Origin of the sequence: Exiguobacterium alkaliphilum (assembly GCF_018138125.1) — a bacterium.
GTDB lineage: Bacteria > Bacillota > Bacilli > Exiguobacteriales > Exiguobacteriaceae > Exiguobacterium > Exiguobacterium alkaliphilum.
Map to the genome: position 1 here is coordinate 2,460,531 of NZ_CP073101.1, position 12,471 is coordinate 2,473,001.

General features: G+C 53.9%; 15 protein-coding genes. 3 read left to right on the forward strand and 12 right to left on the reverse strand.

The window, feature by feature from the left end; translation table 11 throughout:
- Nucleotides 1-28 precede the first annotated feature (28 nt).
- From KB235_RS12715 to KB235_RS12725, 3 genes are all read left to right on the forward strand, one after another.
- Nucleotides 29-325: a rhodanese-like domain-containing protein gene (locus KB235_RS12715; protein WP_034804381.1), complete on the forward strand. Its 297-nt coding sequence runs from the start codon at nucleotides 29-31 to the stop codon at nucleotides 323-325.
- A 67-nt stretch (nucleotides 326-392) separates the two neighbouring features.
- The gene (locus tag KB235_RS12720) at nucleotides 393-1,793 is read left to right on the forward strand and encodes an MBL fold metallo-hydrolase (protein WP_211779837.1); all 1,401 of its coding nucleotides are present in this window, start codon (nucleotides 393-395) and stop codon (nucleotides 1,791-1,793) included.
- A 63-nt stretch (nucleotides 1,794-1,856) separates the two neighbouring features.
- A complete protein-coding gene (locus KB235_RS12725) occupies nucleotides 1,857-2,975 on the forward strand; it encodes a TlpA family protein disulfide reductase (RefSeq protein WP_211779838.1) in 1,119 nt (372 codons plus the stop codon).
- A gap of 436 nt (nucleotides 2,976-3,411) precedes the next feature.
- On the opposite strand, the gene nfsA is transcribed toward KB235_RS12725, so the two are convergent.
- From nfsA to KB235_RS12785, 12 genes are all read right to left on the reverse strand, one after another.
- Nucleotides 3,412-4,161 carry an oxygen-insensitive NADPH nitroreductase gene (gene nfsA / locus KB235_RS12730; protein ID WP_211779839.1) on the reverse strand — a complete coding sequence of 250 codons (750 nt, stop codon included), beginning with the start codon at nucleotides 4,159-4,161 and terminating at the stop codon, nucleotides 3,412-3,414.
- 61 nt (nucleotides 4,162-4,222) lie between these two features.
- Nucleotides 4,223-4,909: a hypothetical protein gene (locus KB235_RS12735; RefSeq protein WP_211779840.1), complete on the reverse strand. Its 687-nt coding sequence runs from the start codon at nucleotides 4,907-4,909 to the stop codon at nucleotides 4,223-4,225.
- A gap of 65 nt (nucleotides 4,910-4,974) precedes the next feature.
- Complete coding sequence (locus KB235_RS12740) at nucleotides 4,975-6,444, reverse strand: catalase (RefSeq protein WP_034817708.1); 1,470 nt, start codon at nucleotides 6,442-6,444, stop codon at nucleotides 4,975-4,977.
- Between the two features lie 110 nt (nucleotides 6,445-6,554).
- Nucleotides 6,555-7,136, reverse strand: coding sequence for a DUF2238 domain-containing protein (locus KB235_RS12745; protein WP_246514219.1), 582 nt, complete (start codon nucleotides 7,134-7,136; stop codon nucleotides 6,555-6,557).
- 137 nt (nucleotides 7,137-7,273) lie between these two features.
- Nucleotides 7,274-7,999, reverse strand: a complete 726-nt coding sequence (locus KB235_RS12750; RefSeq protein ID WP_211779841.1) for a class I SAM-dependent DNA methyltransferase — start codon at nucleotides 7,997-7,999, stop codon at nucleotides 7,274-7,276.
- A complete protein-coding gene (rsfS, locus tag KB235_RS12755; RefSeq protein WP_211779842.1) occupies nucleotides 7,999-8,346 on the reverse strand; it encodes a ribosome silencing factor in 348 nt (115 codons plus the stop codon). The genes KB235_RS12750 and rsfS overlap by 1 nt, the downstream gene beginning before the upstream one ends.
- Before the next feature lie 10 nt (nucleotides 8,347-8,356).
- A complete protein-coding gene (gene yqeK, locus KB235_RS12760) occupies nucleotides 8,357-8,914 on the reverse strand; it encodes a bis(5'-nucleosyl)-tetraphosphatase (symmetrical) YqeK (RefSeq protein ID WP_211779843.1) in 558 nt (185 codons plus the stop codon).
- Entirely contained in the window at nucleotides 8,904-9,473 is a 570-nt protein-coding gene (locus KB235_RS12765; protein ID WP_034817717.1) for a nicotinate-nucleotide adenylyltransferase, read from the reverse strand. The genes yqeK and KB235_RS12765 overlap by 11 nt, the downstream gene beginning before the upstream one ends.
- Entirely contained in the window at nucleotides 9,470-9,766 is a 297-nt protein-coding gene (gene yhbY, locus KB235_RS12770) for a ribosome assembly RNA-binding protein YhbY (protein ID WP_034776635.1), read from the reverse strand. Before yhbY ends, KB235_RS12765 begins: the two co-directional genes overlap by 4 nt.
- Before the next feature lie 5 nt (nucleotides 9,767-9,771).
- Nucleotides 9,772-10,557 (reverse strand): shikimate dehydrogenase, encoded by a 786-nt coding sequence (gene aroE / locus KB235_RS12775; RefSeq protein WP_034817720.1) that lies wholly within the window; start codon nucleotides 10,555-10,557, stop codon nucleotides 9,772-9,774.
- On the reverse strand, nucleotides 10,554-11,666 hold the full coding sequence (gene yqeH, locus KB235_RS12780; RefSeq protein WP_034804410.1) for a ribosome biogenesis GTPase YqeH: 1,113 nt from the start codon (nucleotides 11,664-11,666) through the stop codon (nucleotides 10,554-10,556). Before yqeH ends, aroE begins: the two co-directional genes overlap by 4 nt.
- A 134-nt stretch (nucleotides 11,667-11,800) precedes the next feature.
- Nucleotides 11,801-12,427 carry a YqeG family HAD IIIA-type phosphatase gene (locus KB235_RS12785; protein ID WP_024371850.1) on the reverse strand — a complete coding sequence of 209 codons (627 nt, stop codon included), beginning with the start codon at nucleotides 12,425-12,427 and terminating at the stop codon, nucleotides 11,801-11,803.
- Between the last annotated feature and the right edge of the window lie 44 nt (nucleotides 12,428-12,471).

Sequence of the window (12,471 nt, forward strand, 5' to 3'; positions counted from 1 at the left end):
CTGATTTAAAAAAGGAGACGATCACCACATGAAGACGATTACGACAACTGAACTTGAAACGTTGCTCAAGGCCGATGAGACGATCAACTTGATTGACGTTCGCGAGACCGATGAATATGCAGGGGGCCATATCAAGCAGGCAAAAAATGTTCCACTGTCTGAATTTGGGGAACACGTCGAAGCGCTCGACCGTTCAAAACCGATTCACGTCATCTGCGCAGCAGGCGGTCGTAGCATGAACGCCTCCGCTTATCTCGACTCGCTCGGATTTGACGTCGTCAACGTCGACGGCGGCATGATGAGCTGGACGGGCGAAACGGTCTAACGCTCTTTTCGATCCATTTCAAGAACCACAATCATTCACAGTCAACTATTCTTAGGGGGTATTTCATATGTTATTACGTTATTTCTATGATCAAAAATTAGCACAGGCCTCATATATGGTCGGTTGCCAAATGACAGGCGAGGCCGTCGTCATCGACCCGGCACGTAACATCACACCTTATTTGCAGGAAGCCGAAAAAGAAGGCATGAAAATCGTCGCCACGGCCGAGACACACATTCACGCCGACTTCGTCTCAGGCTCACTCGAGCTCGCCAAGCGCACTGGTTCGAAAGCGTACTTGTCAGATGAAGGCGACGCTTCGTGGAAATACGCGTTCGCGAAAGACATCGACTCACAACTCGTCAAAGAAGGCGACACGTTCAAAGTCGGTTACGTGACGCTCGAAGTCATGCACACACCAGGTCACACGCCGGAACATATCTCATTCTTGCTCTACGACCGCAACCAGACGCAACCGATGGGAATCTTCACAGGCGACTTCGTCTTCGTCGGCGACATCGGTCGCCCTGACCTTCTCGAAGAGGCAGCCGGTGTGAAAGGCACGACCGCAATCGGCGCCGAGCAAATGTTCGATTCGCTCAAGAAATTCAAAGCTCTCCCTGACTTCGTCCAAGTCTGGCCGGGCCACGGTGCCGGCAGCGCTTGCGGAAAAGCGCTCGGCGCCATCCCGACGTCGACGGTCGGTTACGAGAAAGCGACGAACTGGGCGCTTCAAATGACAGACAAAGACGCGTTCATCAAAGAGTTGACGACGGACCAACCAGAGCCGCCGAACTACTTCGCGATGATGAAGAAAGTGAACAAAGAAGGCATCCAAGTGACGAACATGATTGCTCGTCCAGAAGTCGTCGGCACGGACCGCCTCGACACACTCGTCGAAGAGACGCAAGTCGTCGATACACGTAAAGGGGAAGAGTTTGCCAAAGGACACATCCCAGGCACAATCAACATCCCATACAACACGAAATTCGTCTCATGGGCCGGCTGGCTCGTCAACTTCGACAAAGACATCACGCTCATCGCGAGCGCGGAAGACGTCGATCAAGTGCAGACAGATCTCCAATCGATCGGTCTCGACCGCCTCCGCTTCGTCGTCCCAGTCGAAGAGCTCGGTCAAGAGCTATTGACGGAAACGTACACGGATGTGACAGCGGAGCAAGCCATCGAATCTGCAGAAAAAGGCGATGTGTTCGTCCTCGACGTCCGGAATGCGACGGAATGGAACGCGAGCCACTACGAGAAAGCCGAACGCATCTTGCTCGGTAAATTGGCACGCGACCACGAAGGTCTCCCGACAGACCAAACGATTGCCGTTCACTGTGCGTCCGGTGTCCGTTCACGGATGGCTGCGAGCGTCCTTCAATCGCTCGGCTACAAGGATATCCAAAACATCCTCGGTGGCTACGGTGCGATGAAGACGGTCCTCAATGCAGAACAAATTCGCTAATGCTATACTACAAACAAAGAAAGCGCCCACTCGTCTGGGCGCTTTTTCTCTAGGAGGGATGATGTGATTGCAATCGGTCCATTGAATATCCGGCTCGACCTGCTCGTCTTCATGGTCAGCCTGCTCTTGTTATACATCGGCTTTAGAAAAATCGGGTTGACGGAAAAAGAACGGGACGCCGTCCTCGGCACATGGTTCGTCGGCTTCCTCGCTTGGAAAGGCAGCGCCGTCTTGATTGGCCTCGTCTCGACCGGCAGCCTGTCACTCGCCTTATACGCCACTGGTGGGAATTGGTCGATCGCCATCGCCGCATTCGTCATCGGACTGTTCGTCTTTCGGCTCGACAAGCAGCTTTACGGCTATTGGGCGTTGTCCGGTCTCGTCTTATGGCTCGGGATGACGCTCGCCGTCCCGCGTTATGCCGCGTTCCCCCTTTTTGCTTCACTCCAACCGCTCCACCTATACACGGCCGGGCTCATTGTCGTGTTGATGCTGTTGACGTGGCGTTGGATGCGGACGCCGTCGCGCGGTTCGCTCGTCTGGACGATCACCGGCGCGATGTTCATCTGGGTGTTACGTGAGGGCGCGACCGGGACGTGGCACATGTGGGCGCTCGGATTGTTTATCGGTCTAGTCGTGCTTGCGACGACCCTCGCCCGCCCCACGCGAAAAGCCGTTCAACTCACACTCGGCATCGTCGTCGCGCTCGCCATCATCAATGCGAGTCTGCCCGACCAGACACCGACGCTCGAGGCGACCGCAACGTCCGGATTGAACATCGGTCAAGTGCCCCCGGACTTCGAGTTGAAGCGAACAGACGGCAGTACGTTCCGATTGGAAGATTTGCGCGGACAACGCGTCGTCATCAACTTCTGGGCGTCGTGGTGCCCCCCATGTCGCGCCGAGATGCCCGATATGGCCGCGTTCGCCCGCTCGACCGATGAGGTGACGATCGTCGCTGTGAATACGACGACGAGTGAACGGGATGTCGAAGACGCCACATCGTTCGTCGCCCCGTATGAAGATGCGTTCGAAGTCGTCTATGATCGAGACGGGGCCGTTGCGAACGGATACCGCATCCAAGCGATGCCGACGACGTACGTGCTCGATGAGTCTGGCGTCATCACCGCGAAACAGTTCGGTGCCATCGACAGAGCGTGGCTCGATGCCCGGACAAGATAAAAACCGTCGAAGTTTCGGCGGTTCAGACTGTAGACAAAACATTGTCTGCAGTTTTTTTATTTGTCCGACCGGGCACAGCTCGCTTTTCTGGGGGCAAGCAGGGAGCCGCATCGCTTAACGCTGCTGGGTCTCCCTTTGCTTGCTACTCCCCTAGAAGTCTCGCCATGCCCTTGGTCGGTCCACGCATCCATCCCTCTTTTCGTACCCTCGCCCCTTTTTTATAATGAGAGGTAGAGAACCAGTCATGGAGACGACGCTACCCTTTGCCGCCCTCAATCTCAAGAAGATGGCAGTCTTGGCATGGAAGGACGTCCAATCCACCTGAAAAGTGGCTCGGGCAGAGCGCCTCAAGGCCAGAAAACGAAAAAGTCACGTTTCAGTTCGCCTGAAACGTGACTTTTTCTACAATCTGAACCGCCGAAGTTTCGGCGGTTTTTTAGTGCTTCAAATAACCTTGTGCCTTCAAGAAATCTTTGACGTCGAGCCGAGTCGGCTTCGACAGCAACCGTCCCATCTGAGCAGTCCACGTGTCGTCCCGGCGATTCGCCCCCCGCGCCGCATAGTAGCCATGAATCGTCTCGTCATAATGCGACAGTTGGCGCTTCAGCTCGTTCGGGTCGAGTTCATATGTATTCTCGTGATAGACGTGTTCGAACGGCAAGCGCGGCTTCTGGTCCTCGACGTGGTCTGGGACACCAACCGCGAGCCCGAAGAGCGGCAACACACGTTCCGGCAGGCCGAGCAATTCCTTCACCGCGAACATGTCGTTTCGAATGCCCCCGATGTAACAAATGCCGAGTCCCATCGACTCCGCAGCGACGACGGCGTTTTGTGAGGCGAGCGCCGCATCAATGACGGCGACGAGGAGCTTCTCATCCGTCTCGAGCGTCCCGGTCACATCGGCGTCACGCATGTCTCCAATCACTTCATGGCGATACAAGTCGGCGCAAAAGACGAAGAAGTGCCCGTTGTCGGCGACGTAGCTTTGGTTACCGGCAATCTCGGCGAGCCGTGCTTTCTTGTCCGAATCGGTCACACCGATGATGGAATAGGCTTGGATGAAGCTCGACGTCGAGGCACGTTGGGCACTCTCGACGATGAGCCGAATTTGTTCTTCGGTCAAACGCTCGTCCGTGAAGGAGCGGACGGAGCGGTGGTTCAATAACGTTTCGATGACTTGGTTCATGCAGCTTCCCCCTTTTGTCTAATCTTGACATAGCGGAACGTTCCCGACAATTTTAGAGACTTCACTCTACTTTCGAAATGATCCATGGTAACCATAAGACAGGCTCCGTCCCCACATCTTCTTGATTGCTGTATGCGCAATACCGTTCCGCTTCTTCGAGCGTCGCAATAAAGCCATGGTCGTTCAACCGAAACGTGAATCGTTCGGCGAAGTCACGCTCTAGCCCATTACATAAGTATGAGTGGAACGTGCCGTACTCATACCCGAGCACTTCATAACCGAGAGGTCGTCCAAGCGGTTCGTCGTGTTCGTGTCGCAAAATGAACCGCTCGACGCCGTACTGCTCGGGATGGTCCCCAACTTGTCCTTCTGCTAAAAAGTCCGCGACATAGGATACAGGCAGTTTCAGCTCGATGATGTCGAGTTCGATGTGGGTGAAGAAGCGGTCCCGAAACGTCTTGGCGAGTTCAATCGTCTGAAACGTTTGGGGATATCCGAGTTCTCCACTCTCGTGAAACACCTCCACCCATTCCATGAGCAGGAGGAAGTCTTCCTCGCTGAGTCGCAATCGTTCTCGATACGCCTCCTGACGACGTTTCGATGTCCCCCAAAGTACATCAAGCGTGGGGTGTTGCTCACAAATGCATGCACTCGCTGACTGCACGACCTCCGGAATCCGTTGCTCGTCCATATAGTCCGCTCGTTTGGTCCGTTCGATCAGCAAGTATCCTCCACTTCGTACATTCATCTCAACACCTCCTTCTCTAGTATACGCAAAAAAAGCAGAGCGCAAACGCGCCCTGCTCCTCCTGCTTATTCTGTCACTTGGCTCAAGAACGGTGTGATGTCGACGTTCAACTCTTTCGAGAGACGCTCGCCGAGGTCACGGTCGGCCCGATAGAAGTTGCAAATCAAGAGAAGGACGGTCTTCTCGTGACGGACTTCTTTGATGTGGGCGACGAGGTTACGGACGAGGCCATCTTTCTCTTCTTGCGAGTAACGACGGTACACTTCGCCTGCTTGACCGAAGTCGTTCGTCTTCTCAATCTTTTGACGACCGGCTACGCCATTGAGCGGTTGCTCCTGTTCAATATACGCAGCATCCGGTCGCGGTGTGTCTTCATAACGGTTCGGTTCATAGTTCACAGTGCTCGTCTGTTGCTTGAACGGCATCGCCCCATCACGCTGGTTGTTCGACACTTGGGCGAACGGGCAGTTGATCGGGAGTTGGAGATAGTTCGCGCCGATGCGGTACCGTTGCGTGTCCGAATACGAGAAGAGACGCCCTTGAAGCATCTTATCTTCAGACGGTTGAATCCCCGGGACGAGAACGCCCGGGTTAAAGCCGACCGATTCCGTCTCAGCAAAGTAGTTGTCGACGTTTTTGTTCAATGTCATCGTTCCGACGAGTTGATACGGGATGACGTCTTCGAACCAATCTTTTGTCGCGTCGAGCGGATCGAAGTCGAAGTTGTCCATATCGGCCGGGTCGAGGATTTGAACGTAAAGATCCCACTCTGGGAAGTCGCCTTCTTCGATGGCGTTGAACAAGTCGCGTGTCGCGTGGTTGAAGTCCTCAGCCTGTACTTTGGCCGCTTCTTCCATCGACAAGTTCTTGATGCCCTGTTTCGGAACCCAACGGAGTTTTATGTACACCGTGTTCCCGTATTCGTTGACCCATTTGAATGAGTGGACCGATGAACCGCGCATATGACGGTATGAGGCCGGGATTCCTTCATCACTGAACAAGTGGATGAGCATGCTCGTCGATTCCGGCGTGAGCGACATGAAGTCGAAGAAACGGTCCGGGTCTTGTAGGTTCGTGCGTGGGTCCGGTTTGAGTGAGTGAATCACGTCTGGGAATTTGATAGCGTCACGGATAAAGAATACCGGCAAGTTGTTTCCGACGAAATCGTAGTTCCCTTCTTCCGTGTAAAACTTGACGGAGAATCCACGTGGGTCACGGAGCGTCTCCGGTGAGCCGAGACCATGGATGACAGTCGAGAAGCGAGCGAAAACCGGTGTCTCTTGTCCTTCTTCCTGCAAAAATTTGGCTTTTGTATATCGTTTCATGCTATTTTTAACTTTGAAGACACCGTGTGCTCCGGCACCACGGGCATGCACGACCCGCTCCGGCACGCGCTCACGGTCAAAGTGGGCGAGTTTCTCAATTAGCTGATAATCTTCGAGAAGCGTTGGGCCGCGGCGACCCGCTGTGATGGAGTTGGCGTTATCCCCGATTGGGACGCCTTGGTTAGTAGTTAGACGACGATGTTGATCCATTAATATAGCCTCCTCTTAATAATCATTATTACAAGATTAATAATATTAAAAGATAATAATTATTACAAATAAAACGCTCGAGGCAAACTCGGGCGTTTTTGAAATCGCTCTCAGTTTTTTCGTTTTTCGTGCTGCTCTTTCCGGTGAATCTCCGTCACGAGCAAGGCTGCGATGATACCCCCGAGCGACCCCGCGACGATGTCGACCATTGTGTCGTCATTTCCGTTACCTTGCATCGTCGTGTTCAACACCAAGTCCGACGTGAATTCATACATTTCCCAAAGCGCGGCCCCGGCCATCGCAAAGACGACGATATAGACGAAGACGAATCGCTTCGGCATCTCGAGCCGGATGTCGTCATCGAGTCGGCTAAAGAAGTCATACCCGAGAAACGCGATGAATATGCCGCTTAATACGTGAAGGAATGTGTCCCACCACCCGTTCGAATACAATCCGACGATCGAACCCAAATATTGTGAGGCGAACAGGAACAAGATATAGGCGACTTTCATTTTGGCGTCAAATTCGGTTTTGAACACTTTTTCTAATATGAACGGAATCAATCCAGACACGATGCCGGCAGCGGCGACGCTTGCGTCAAACCACGCCTCTTCAATCACCGAAGCGACGAGAATGATTGCCATGAACAACACAAAACCGAACTCTAGCATCCGTCCACGCGTCAGTTTCATCTCGAATCCCTTCTTTCTATCATTCACTCCTTATCCGATTCCCGTTTTGACGTGAATCGCAACGATGCCTTCAAACAATTCACTCTTTTGTCGGATTGTACACAAAAGGCCCCATCGCGTTCGCGATGGGGCCAAGTTCATTTCTCGGCAACGAAGAAGATTCGTTCAGCGTTCGGTCCTGGCGCCTTGTCCGTGAAGTCGGCCGTGACCGACTTCACATGAAAGCCCGCACCGATGAGCCATTGCATGTATTGCCCCGGCTCATACGTCCGTTGCTCGTGCGTCTCTTCGACCCGCTCGTACGTCCCGTCCTCTAGGGCGACGAAAAACGTCAAGTCGTGGACGACCGAGAGCGGGGCTTCGCCCGGGTCGGCGAACCAAATATACGAGCAATCCTCGCCGTTCGACGCGTACGTCTTCTGGTTGAAGAGCGTCTGCATCTTGTTCGGCGAGTGTACGTCGAAGAGGAACGTGCCGCCCGGTTTGAGTTGCTCATAGACAGCTTCGAACGTATCGATGACGTCGGCCTCATCCGCTAAATAGCAGAGCGAGTCACACAGAATCGTCACGACATCGACCGGTTGCGGCAACTCGAGTTCCCGCATGTCCTGTTGCCATAGCGGCAAGTTGACACCTGCCTCGAGCGCTTTTTCTTGCGCGACTTCAAGCATCGACTCCGACAAGTCGAGTCCGATCGTATCGTAGTGTGCGGCAAGTTGAATCGTCGCAGAACCCGTCCCGCATCCGACGTCGGCGAGCGATGCCCCGTCCGGCACGTGGCGTCGCACGAAGGCGACCCACTCTCCGTACGGTGCATCTTTCATCAACTCATCGTATACGTAGGCGAACCCTTCGTACGCCATTAGCCGACTTCCACTTCGACTTGCGGCGCGTCAGCCCAAAGTTTTTCGAGGTTGTAGTAGTCACGGTCGTCACGGTGGAAGATGTGGACGACGACGTTCTCGAGGTCAGCGAGCACCCAACGTGCCGTGTCCATTCCTTCGAACTTGTGGAGCGGGAGATCGTTCTCGCCTGCGACGTCTTTGATTTCACGCGCGATTGCTTCGACTTGCTTCTCTGAGTTCCCGTGGCAGATGACGAAGTAATCCGCAATCGGCGAGATGCCTTCCATGTCGAGGACGACGATTTCTTCGGCGCGCTTATCATCGGCAGCCTTCACAATCAATTCAAGTTGTTCTTTTACAGTCATATTGACCCTCCTAAGGTGTTTTCACAAAATCGTTATATGTCGCAATCGTCAGTGGGAAAATCCGCACCGACTTGTTCAATAGATGTTGAATCGATTGACGTAACGTCGCGACGACAGCCAATTCGAGTGACTGCTCGGCGACGTCCCGCAACGCTTCAACGCCAGGATAACGCCGGTTCGGTTCAATCGCATCGGCCACGAAGATGACTTGGTCGAGGCGCGACATACCAGGGGAACCGGTCGTATGGTTCTTGATGGCGGAGACGACCGCTGCATCGAGGTCGTAGGCCCGGTCTAACAAGACCGCCCCGACTGGCGCATGCAGGAGCTCGTCATCAAATTCGAGTAAAGCAAGGTCGAGCTGTTCGGCGCGGACGACTTGACGCATCTCGTCACGGTCCATATATTTCGCATAATCATGTAACATCGCGGCCAGACGGGCCTGTTCGACGTTCACGCCATATGTCTTCGCCAAGTGTTCCGCCGTCTCGACGACACCGAGCGTATGAATGAACCGTTTCTCAGGCAACGTCTGTTCAATCAACGTTCTCGCTTGTTCATACGTCATACAATCCATGCTCCTTGATATAAGTTTCCACTTCCGCCGGCACGAGATAGGTGATCGAACGATTCCGTTTCGCCCGCTCGCGGATATCGGTCGACGAGATTTCGAGTTGTGGCATGTCGATCGTCCGGACATCGGCCCGTCTCGGGATACGATAACGGCTCCCTGGGCGAGCGACGGCTCCGAACGTGACGAGCGTGATGAGCGTCTCGTAGTCATACCACTTCTCGAGCGCATCGAGCGAGTCGGCCCCAATCAAGAAATAGAACGCATCGTCCGGATAGCGCTCGCGCAACCGTCGCATCGTCTCCACCGTATAAGACGGCTCGGTCCGTTCGAACTCAATCAAATCGAGCTTGAACGCCGGGTTCGACGCGATCGCGCGTCGCGTCATCTCGATTCGGTCTTCCGCTTGACTGAACCCGGACTTATGGGGCGGGATGGCCGCCGGCAAAAACCAGACTTCGTCGAGTTCAAGCTGTTCACGCGCCTGCTCGGCAATCAACAAATGACCGAGGTGCGGCGGGTCGAACGTTCCTCCCATCAGTCCGATGCGGCTCATGGGAGTTTGATTTGGCGGTTTTCTTTCTCTGTCGCCTGTTTGTACAAGACGATGACTTTGCCGATGACTTGAACGACTTCTGCCTTCGTCCCTTCCGCAAGCTCTCCTGCCACGTCTTTCGGCGTGTCGGCACAGTTTTGAAGCACTTGAACCTTCAACAACTCACGCTTCTCGAGCGCGTCACTGATATCTTTGCACATCGCTTCGCTGACACCATTTTTTCCGACTTGATAAATCGGCGAGAGGTGGTGTGCCTCTGCACGTAAAAAACGTTTTTGTTTACCTGATAACATTATTTCTATTCCTCCAATAAGCTCTCAATTAACTTCATTCCAACAAATCGATCCGGTTTCACACCTGTCCAAAATTCAAACGCCAAAGCACCTTGTCCGACGAACATGGCTGTTCCGTTGACGATGATCGCCCCTTTTTTAGCGGCTTCTTTTAAAAACGGTGTGACGAGTGGACGATATATGATATCACAAACGACCGTGTTTTGTCGTAACCCATTTAACGATTGCGGCGAATGCACCCCGTCCATCCCGACCGAAGTCGTCTGAATGATGACGTCGTATCGCGCGATGTCAACGTCTACAAAGGCTTTTGCTTCGATGCCGAACCTTTCGGCAAGACGCTCCGCCCGTTCCATCGTCCGGTTCGTGATGGTGACGTCACGGGTCGGTAGCGCACTGATAATCCCGCGCGCCGCACCACCTGCTCCGATGACGAGCACACGACCGGACCAGTCTGTCAGAGGAGACAGGGCGGCGACGAGACCGGCACCGTCCGTGTTCGTCCCAATCAATTTGCCGTCCCGCTTATACACCGTATTGACCGCACCGGCATCCGTAGCCGCCAAATCGAGTTCGTCAAGGTACGGGATGACGGTTTCTTTATACGGAATCGTGACGTTGAAGCCGTCCCATTCGCCATCGCGCATCGCCTGAAACAATCCGCTCAAGTCTTCTTCGGCGACGTCGAGCGCCTCATAACGCCCGAAAAGCCCAGACGCCCTCAGCCACTGCTCGTGCAGGACGGGAGAGAGCGAATGAGCAATCGGGTGACCGATGACGGCCAGTCTCATACGAGTGCCTCACGCAATGTGACGGCGACTCCTTTTGGTGCCCAGGCAGCGATGCGGCCGCCTTTGCCGTGAATGGCGACCCAACCGAGACCGCTGAAGACGATGTCCGTCTTCACGCCGTCCCGGAGACTGAACTCGTGACGGACGAGCGGCGGCAACTTCTCGAGCGTCTTCTCGTTCGGCGGGTTGAGCATTTGACCGATGTGATTCTCGTACAACTCGTCCGCTTTATCGAGTTTCGTACGGTGCGTCTTCAACTCGTTTGACATGTAGACGACGAATGAGCGCTTGTTGCCTTCCATGTAGTCGAGACGAGCGAGACCACCGAAGAAGAGCGTCTGCTGCGGGTTCAACTGGAACACGTGTGGCTTGATCTCTTTTTTCGGCGTGATCGTCTTCAAGTCTTTGGCGTCGACGTAGTGGGCCATCTGATGGCGGTTGATGATCCCTGGTGTGTCATACAAGTTCGCGTCATCATCGAGCGGGACGTCAATCAAGTCGAGCGTCGTTCCCGGGAAATGGCTGACCGTAATGATCGCCTCGTCCGCTTCGCCGAAACGTTTGATGATTTGGTTGATGAGCGTCGATTTCCCGACGTTCGTACAACCGACGACGTAGACGTCCTTGCCTTTCCGATAATATTCAATCTTCTCGGCTAGCTCGTCGATGCCGTGCCCTTTCTTCGCACTAATCAAATGGACGTCGACCGGGTTCAAGCCGAGTTCTTTCGCCTCGCTCTTCATCCAGTTCGCCATCCGGTTCGGGTTGACGGATTTCGGTAACAAGTCGACTTTGTTCCCGACTAAAAGGACCGGGTTCGACCCGACTGACCGTTGCAGTCCCGGGAGCCAGCTCCCGTTAAAGTCAAAGATGTCGACGATTTTAATGACGAGCGCTTCGCGCGAACCGATTCCGTTCAAGATGCGCAAGAAGTCGTCATCTGTCAGTTCGACGTCTTGAATCTGATTGTAGTGTTTCAGTTTGAAGCAACGTTGGCAAATGACGATTTCGCGATCAAGTGCCGATTTCGGAGCATACCCGACACCAGCCGGGTCTTCCGTTTGAATGAGAACGCCGCAACCGGCGCAATAACGTTTTGTTTCTTCCATAGCATGATTTGCTGTCATTTGAGTTTCCTCTTCTTCATTCACTGTAGCGCCTCGCCGCTACTCCTGAAGCGTTAATTCCGACGCCTTACGCGCCGTACAAGGACAGCCTCCTTCTTCCTTTGCGTTCGAGGTCCTTATTCATCTTTTTTATGTGAATCTTCGGAACGCGAGTGCATCGCTTCCCCGATTTTCTCAGCGACGGCCACTTTGGCCCGCTTCGCATCGACGGCGATTTCCTCGACTTTCTTCGTGATCAATACGTACTTCCCGCGACGTTTCATATGCGCGAACACGACTTTCTCGAGCATGCGATTGAACTTCGTGACGAGTCCATCCGTCTTGACGACCGGTTCGACGTGAATGACGTGGATGCCGGCCATGTTCGCGCCGAGCACGTCCGTGAACAACTGGTCGCCTAAGAAAATCGCTTCTTTCGTCGAGTAGCCGTATTTCGCGAGCGCTTGCTTGAAGCCGGACGGCAACGGTTTTTTCGCACGCGATACGTAATGGAGTCCGAGCGGTTCCGTGAACGTCCGGACGCGGTTTTCATTGTTATTCGACACGACGATGACGTCAAGTCCATGTGATTTCACTTTTTCAAGCCAGAGCAAAAGAAGCTCCGGTGCGTGCGGGACGTCCCAAGCCACGAGTGTATTATCAAGGTCCGTCAAAATGACGCGGACACCACGGTCTTTTAATTCTTCAAGGTCGATGTCAAAGACTGACGCGACGAACTGTTTCGGATAAAGTCGATTAAACACGTTTGAATTCCTCCAATTATCTAAAGCGATTCAACTACTCTTAT

Excerpts from the sequence above, each read along its gene's own strand:
- aroE (WP_034817720.1), bottom strand. The coding sequence starts at position 10,557 with ATGAGACTGGCCGTCATCGGTCACCCGATTGCTCATTCGCTCTCTCCC.
- KB235_RS12750 (WP_211779841.1), bottom strand. The coding sequence starts at position 7,999 with ATGGCGTACGAAGGGTTCGCCTACGTATACGATGAGTTGATGAAAGAT.
- KB235_RS12765 (WP_034817717.1), bottom strand. The coding sequence starts at position 9,473 with ATGAGCCGCATCGGACTGATGGGAGGAACGTTCGACCCGCCGCACCTC.
- nfsA (WP_211779839.1), bottom strand. The coding sequence starts at position 4,161 with ATGAACCAAGTCATCGAAACGTTATTGAACCACCGCTCCGTCCGCTCC.
- KB235_RS12720 (WP_211779837.1), top strand. The coding sequence starts at position 393 with ATGTTATTACGTTATTTCTATGATCAAAAATTAGCACAGGCCTCATAT.
- KB235_RS12740 (WP_034817708.1), bottom strand. The coding sequence starts at position 6,444 with ATGGATCAACATCGTCGTCTAACTACTAACCAAGGCGTCCCAATCGGG.
- KB235_RS12745 (WP_246514219.1), bottom strand. The coding sequence starts at position 7,136 with ATGAAACTGACGCGTGGACGGATGCTAGAGTTCGGTTTTGTGTTGTTC.
- rsfS (WP_211779842.1), bottom strand. The coding sequence starts at position 8,346 with ATGACTGTAAAAGAACAACTTGAATTGATTGTGAAGGCTGCCGATGAT.
- KB235_RS12715 (WP_034804381.1), top strand. The coding sequence starts at position 29 with ATGAAGACGATTACGACAACTGAACTTGAAACGTTGCTCAAGGCCGAT.
- yqeK (WP_211779843.1), bottom strand. The coding sequence starts at position 8,914 with ATGACGTATGAACAAGCGAGAACGTTGATTGAACAGACGTTGCCTGAG.
- yqeH (WP_034804410.1), bottom strand. The coding sequence starts at position 11,666 with ATGGAAGAAACAAAACGTTATTGCGCCGGTTGCGGCGTTCTCATTCAA.
- yhbY (WP_034776635.1), bottom strand. The coding sequence starts at position 9,766 with ATGTTATCAGGTAAACAAAAACGTTTTTTACGTGCAGAGGCACACCAC.
- KB235_RS12735 (WP_211779840.1), bottom strand. The coding sequence starts at position 4,909 with ATGAATGTACGAAGTGGAGGATACTTGCTGATCGAACGGACCAAACGA.